This window comes from Mesorhizobium sp. M7A.F.Ca.AU.002.02.1.1, assembly GCF_003998535.1.
Classification (GTDB): domain Bacteria; phylum Pseudomonadota; class Alphaproteobacteria; order Rhizobiales; family Rhizobiaceae; genus Mesorhizobium; species Mesorhizobium ciceri.
In genome coordinates this window covers 1-5,445 of the sequence record NZ_RZPB01000423.1, presented here as the reverse complement: position 1 = coordinate 5,445, position 5,445 = coordinate 1, and the positions used below count along the sequence as shown (strand labels likewise).

The following is a 5,445-nucleotide window of genomic DNA, read 5'->3' as shown; positions in this document are numbered from 1 at the left end:
GCCTTGGAACACTTGTGTCATATCGAAGTTCGGCCCGCATAGGAGAACCGAGATGGCCATCCCACAAGCGGACAACGACAACCACCTGCGCATGAAGCCGGCTCATCGAGGCAAAATCTCGCCCAAGGGGGCGATACACCAGGTTAGAGCACGACCCAGGTACAAAATGGCTCTGCGGGCGACAAGAATTAAGGCGAGGCGCTGAGATGCCGCGGACCAATAATGACGCTCGCAACGAGAAGACCACATCAGCTGCAGCAATCATTGTCGACAAGGAACGTGCTGAGCGCGCCGCCAAGACGGCGCGGTTGAAGGAAGCGCGCCTCGCACAGGCCATCACGCCGTCTCCCATAGAACGCAAGCAGCGTGTCACCAAAAAGGTTCGCAGGATTTTTGTTGCTGGCTAGGAGGTGTCCGTGACGCGCAATCATGACAAGGAAAGATACGACCGCGCCAAACGCATCAGCCAAGAGACGCTGGACGCTGAACGCGCACAACGCGCCGAGAAGACGGCGCGGCTGAGACAAGCAAGGCTTGCACAGCGTCCGGTGGAGTCGTCGCCGGCGCAGCCGCAAACTCGCCGCAAACCCATCCAGGCTCTCAAAAAGAGAAGCCGTAAGGTGATCGAAGTCTTTTAGGCTCTCCACATCCGTGCGGAACACTGGGAGAGTCCAGCGGCGAGCGCGGCTGGGAGGGAGGGCTTCCGCGACCTGATCCAGCAAGGCTGCGAAATACCTGGCGAGCAATCGCGGGGACTTTGGATCTCCGCCTCCTCGCCATTATCAGAGCTGGGAGCGAAACCTGCTCGCAAAGTAGTCGGTGACCTTTTCGCTTAGCGGACGCGCTTGCCATTCTTCCAGACTGACCTGCCTTGATCGCTTCAGGTCCTCGTTGAAAACGTCTATTTGCGTCCGCGCGAATTCCAAGCCGTAGACGTTCAGACTGGCCTCATCGTTGAGGCGCAAGGATCGCTCATCCAGATTAGCCGAGCCAAAGCTCACCCAGACATCGTCGACGATCAAAAGCTTGGGATGGTACATTGTGGGTTGAAACTCAAAGATGCGCACACCGGCCTTGAGCAATTCGCCCCAGAAAAAGCGCGAGCCCTTTCGCACCACAGGCACATCCGTGAGCCAATTGGGAACGATGACATCGACCGAGACGCCTCGCTTCCTTGCATCAAGAATCTGCTGCAGCGCGATGTCGTCCGGCACGAAGTAGGCCATGCCGATGCGCAGATGATCCTTGGCCGCGGCTATTGCCGCCAACATCATCAGCTCCATGTTCTCCGAGCCGTTTGGCTGCGAAGAAAGTATCAACTGCGCATCGAGACCGCCAGCGGCCGCAACTGCAGGGTAGAACTTCCCGCCCTGCAATGTCTCGCCGGTCGTCTCAAGCCAGTTTTCGGCGAACGCCGCCTGGAATGCGGGCACGGCTGGTCCTTCGATCCGGTAATGGGTGTCGCGCCATTCATTTGAGTTGCGTGCGTTCCCGCGCCAATCATCGGCAATGCCGACCCCGCCGGTGAAAGCGATCCGGCCATCAACGATCAGCAGCTTGCGATGAGTTCGGTTGTTTACACGGTCCAACGTATACCAGCGTAGCGGCCGATAGCGTTCGAACCGCACACCTGCCGTCGTCATGATGCGGATCAGGTCCTCGTCGAAGGGAAGGCTGCCAACCCAGTCGACGTTCACGCGGACTTCCACGCCTTCGCGGGCCTTCGTCGCCAATGCGATCGCGAACTCGTAGCCGATGGCTCCTGACCAATAAATATACGTTTCCATGTTGACGCTGGATCGAGCCGCCCCGATTGCTTGCAGCATTGAGGGAAATATTTCGTCTCCGTTGACGAGAGTTTGGACCGCGTTGGAACCGAACATCTGCCCTTGCGAATAGCTGCTCATCGTCTTGGAAAATTGGGGATCCGTAGCGTCGAACCGGTGGGGGACGATAGATCGTAGAACGCGCGGCTGCGGAGTGAGGTTTATGATCAACACCGTGAGCAGGCTGCCGATGGCGGCAATGGCCAGATAGATGAGCACCTTTCGCCAAGGCGCAATGCGGGAGGTCTTCTTGCGGGCGCCTGACGCAACGGGACCGAAAGGCTGCACGTCAATCGCCCTGTTGCTGGCGATGGCGATGTTTTTCGATCTCCTCGGGCTCTTCATCGTCGATCCGGGTGATGTTTGAAGCCGCGTGATCTGACCGCAGGATCTCGTCCAGCTTGGCATGGATCGCTTGAGTGTCGCGGTGCTCCGCACGCTGGATGAACAGCGTCATCGCCCAGGTGAACAATGTTGCGGCTCCATGCCAATCCAAGCTCTGTCGCTCGAAAATCATCCAAAGAATTGCGTAGGCCAACAAGACCAGGAACGCAGCGGGACGGGAAGTCAGTGTGCCGATTGAGGTAAGGGCGCTGGTGATCGGATGATTTGCCATTCCAGAGAACTCGCGGCAGTCCCCCTGGTTCCGGCGAGACATCATACCGCCCCGCCGTGCCTGCAGTGGATTTGGGTCGGCCGCTTGAGTACATCGCCTCTGGCCGATCGTTACTTTCGATCGAGCACCTTTCGGACCTTCTCGGCCAGCTCGTCGATCGTGTAGGGTTTGGTCAAAAGCTCCGTTCCAAAATCGAGCGTGCCATTGTGAACAATCGCGTTTCGCGTGTAGCCGGTGGTGTAGAGCACCTTTAGTGACGGGTGCGATGTCCTGACCTTGTCCACCAGTTCGCGGCCTGACATTTCCGGCATGACCACATCGGTGAACAGAAGCGAAGGCACATGCCCGCTCTCCACGGCGGCAAGTGCATCTCGTGGCCCCGACATTTCCAGGACGGAATAGCCCAGTTCTCGCAGCGCTTCTGCGGCCATCAGGCGTACACGATCTTCATCCTCGACGATCATGATGACCTCGTCTGAATGTCCCGGATGCTCGCCCGCCAAGGCGGCGGCCGGGCTGTCGGGAATGCCGCCATGCGACCGCGGTAGATAGATCTTCAAGGTGGTTCCGACACCGAGTTCGGAATAGATCTTGACGCTGCCGCCGGACTGACGAACAAACCCATACACTTGGCTAAGTCCCAATCCGGTACCCTTGCCGACTCCCTTTGTGGTGAAGAACGGATCGAAGGCTCTTGCCAGCACGTCCGCAGTCATGCCCGTTCCGGAATCGGTGACCGCTATCATCACATACTGGCCCGAGGAGATCGCGTTTTCTCTCGCATACCGATCGTCAATATGGGCGTTAGACGTTTCAATCGTGAGCTTTCCGCCGCCGGGCATGGCATCGCGTGCGTTGACGCAAAGGTTGAGCAATGCGCTTTCCAATTGCCCTGCATCGGCCTCCACATGCCATAGCCCAGCGGCGAGCACCGTCTCGATTGCTATGGTCTCTCCAAGCGTTCGGCTCAGCAGTTCGCTCATGCCGGAGACGAGTCGATTAGGATTCAGGCGCGTCGGTGCCAAGGGCTGCTGGCGAGAGAAGGCAAGCAGCCGCTTGGTAAGTTCCGCAGCGCGTTGTGCCCCATCGATTGCACCGGTGACGAAGTGGTTCACGTTCGTGTCGCCGTTTCGGAGCTTGCGCTGCACGAGATTCAAACCGCCAATGATGACAGCCAGCATATTGTTGAAGTCGTGGGCGATGCCACCGGTAAGCTGTCCCACGGCCTCCATCTTCTGCGCCTGGCGCAGGTGCTCTTCTGCTCGGACGCGTTCGGCAACTTCCTCAGCCACACGCTGCTCAAGAGTGGCGTTGAGCGTCTGCAGCGCTTTGAACAGTCGGGAGTTGTCGATTGCCGTGGCGGCATGACCGGCCAGCCCCAGCAAGGCTGTCTCATGCTCTGCGGCAAAGACACCGCAACCGGAATGTCCGAAGAACAGCCCACCCAGCACTTCGCCCGATCGCGAAATGACCGGCACGGCAAGATAGGATCGCACGGGAAGATGGCCTTCCGGCATTCCCTTCCTCGGCGAATTTTTTCCATAGCGCACATCCATGAGGATATCATCGGAACGCACCACGCCCGTCCCGCGAAAAGTAGGCTCGAACACGGCCGTGTTGCGTGGCATGGGAAAATTTTCGAAAGCGGAGCGTGGCGCTCCCGACAGGGCGTAGAGCACATAGCTGTCCCCCGTGTCATCGAGGACATTGTAGAAAAAAGCTCCGAATTGCGCGCCTGACAGCGCGACGCCAGCGTCGGTGACAATCTGGACAATGCGCTCCACGTCCAGCTCGGCTGCCACGGCGGCGGCAGTCGCATTCATCATCTGAAGCTGGTTCTCCACCCGCTTTCGCGCGGTAATATCCATGACGGTGCCGATGAAACGCACCGCGCGTCCGGACCGGAAAAGAGATTCGCCCGTTGCAGCTATCCAACGCTCCTTTCCGTCGCGCAGCCCGATCGTCCGATATTCGATGTCGTAGCGGGAAGACTCGCCCGGCGCGAGCGCCCGGCGTACGGCCTCATCCGCCCGTTCACGGTCTTCTGGATGGAGACCGGCCAGGAACGCGCTCTCATATGTCACCTCCGCCTCAGGTGGCAGACCGAAGAGAGCTTTGCATCGGTCGTCCCAACGCAGCACCCTTGTGATGGGATCATAGTCCCACGTTCCGATAGCGGCCGCATCGGTCGCTAGCCTTAGCCGCTCCTCGCTCGCTCGGGCAGCCTGTTCCGAGCGGACGCGCTCGATGTGAGCCCATGACCGCTCTGTCACCTCCGCCAGCAAGGACAGTTCGCGCTGCGACCAGACGCGGCGCTGCGTGTCGTGAACGGCCATTAGCGCAGCCAGCCGGCCTTGCTTGACCAAGGGCATGCAGATCGTTGCCGTTATGCCGATGTCCTGAAAGGTCTTTGCTTCCTCGGGCGCAATTTCCTCGAGATTGTCGTTGATGACGAGCGGCCGATTGGCGGTCAGATTGCCAACAGCGAGGCGACCGAAATCGGCAAGACTGTAGTATCCCCTGATGCTAGGCGAGCCAGGAGCGCTCCAGTCGCCGCGAATGGTGAAGTGGTCCTGGTCCGGCTCCATGTCAGCGTAGGCGCAAATCGAAACGCCTAGATGTTCGCCAAGTAGACGGGTGGTGACCTCCATGACAGCGTCGGCATCTGTCGCCGGGGATATCTCTCTGCCGAGGCGATCCAGAAAGGCCAGGCGCTCGGCATTTTCACGCAGGGCCTTCTCCGCACGAAGCCGTTCAATTGCGGTGCGCGTCCGGTCAGCCACTTCCGAAACCAGAGCAACCTCGGCCGGCGTCCAGTGTCTTGGCTCGGAGTGATTGAGGTACAATAACGCAACCAACCCGCCGCGCTCCGTAACCGGCATGTTGATGACGGATTGGGCGCTGATTGCTTTGAGAGCCTCGGCATGGTCGTGGGTTCGCGGGTCTGTCTCGGCATTCTCGAAGACGACCGTCTCGCCTCGTTTCAAATCATCGACATAGGAG

Annotated in this window: 5 protein-coding genes; 2 read left to right on the top strand and 3 right to left on the bottom strand. The window is 59.3% G+C overall.

The window, feature by feature from the left end:
• Positions 1-206: 206 nt before the first annotated feature.
• Entirely contained in the window at positions 207-407 is a 201-nt protein-coding gene (locus tag EN879_RS22990) for a hypothetical protein (RefSeq protein WP_013525113.1), read from the top strand.
• 9 nt (positions 408-416) lie between these two features.
• A complete protein-coding gene (locus tag EN879_RS22985) occupies positions 417-638 on the top strand; it encodes a hypothetical protein (protein ID WP_013525114.1) in 222 nt (73 codons plus the stop codon).
• A 144-nt stretch (positions 639-782) separates the two neighbouring features.
• On the opposite strand, the gene EN879_RS22980 is transcribed toward EN879_RS22985, so the two are convergent.
• The 3 genes from EN879_RS22980 to EN879_RS22970 all read right to left on the bottom strand — a co-directional run.
• The gene (locus EN879_RS22980) at positions 783-2,171 is read right to left on the bottom strand and encodes a phospholipase D-like domain-containing protein (protein ID WP_082826786.1); all 1,389 of its coding nucleotides are present in this window, start codon (positions 2,169-2,171) and stop codon (positions 783-785) included.
• Positions 2,116-2,442, bottom strand: coding sequence for a low affinity iron permease family protein (locus tag EN879_RS22975; RefSeq protein ID WP_027036398.1), 327 nt, complete (start codon positions 2,440-2,442; stop codon positions 2,116-2,118). The genes EN879_RS22980 and EN879_RS22975 overlap by 56 nt, the downstream gene beginning before the upstream one ends.
• 110 nt (positions 2,443-2,552) lie before the next feature.
• On the bottom strand, positions 2,553-5,445 hold a 2,893-nt coding region (locus EN879_RS22970), incomplete at its 5' end, for a GAF domain-containing protein (protein WP_127274260.1).

What these genes read in the sequence shown, in the direction of transcription:
- EN879_RS22990 (WP_013525113.1), top strand. Translation starts at nt 207, where the DNA reads ATGCCGCGGACCAATAATGACGCTCGCAACGAGAAGACCACATCAGCT.
- EN879_RS22980 (WP_082826786.1), bottom strand. Translation starts at nt 2,171, where the DNA reads ATGAAGAGCCCGAGGAGATCGAAAAACATCGCCATCGCCAGCAACAGG.
- EN879_RS22975 (WP_027036398.1), bottom strand. Translation starts at nt 2,442, where the DNA reads ATGGCAAATCATCCGATCACCAGCGCCCTTACCTCAATCGGCACACTG.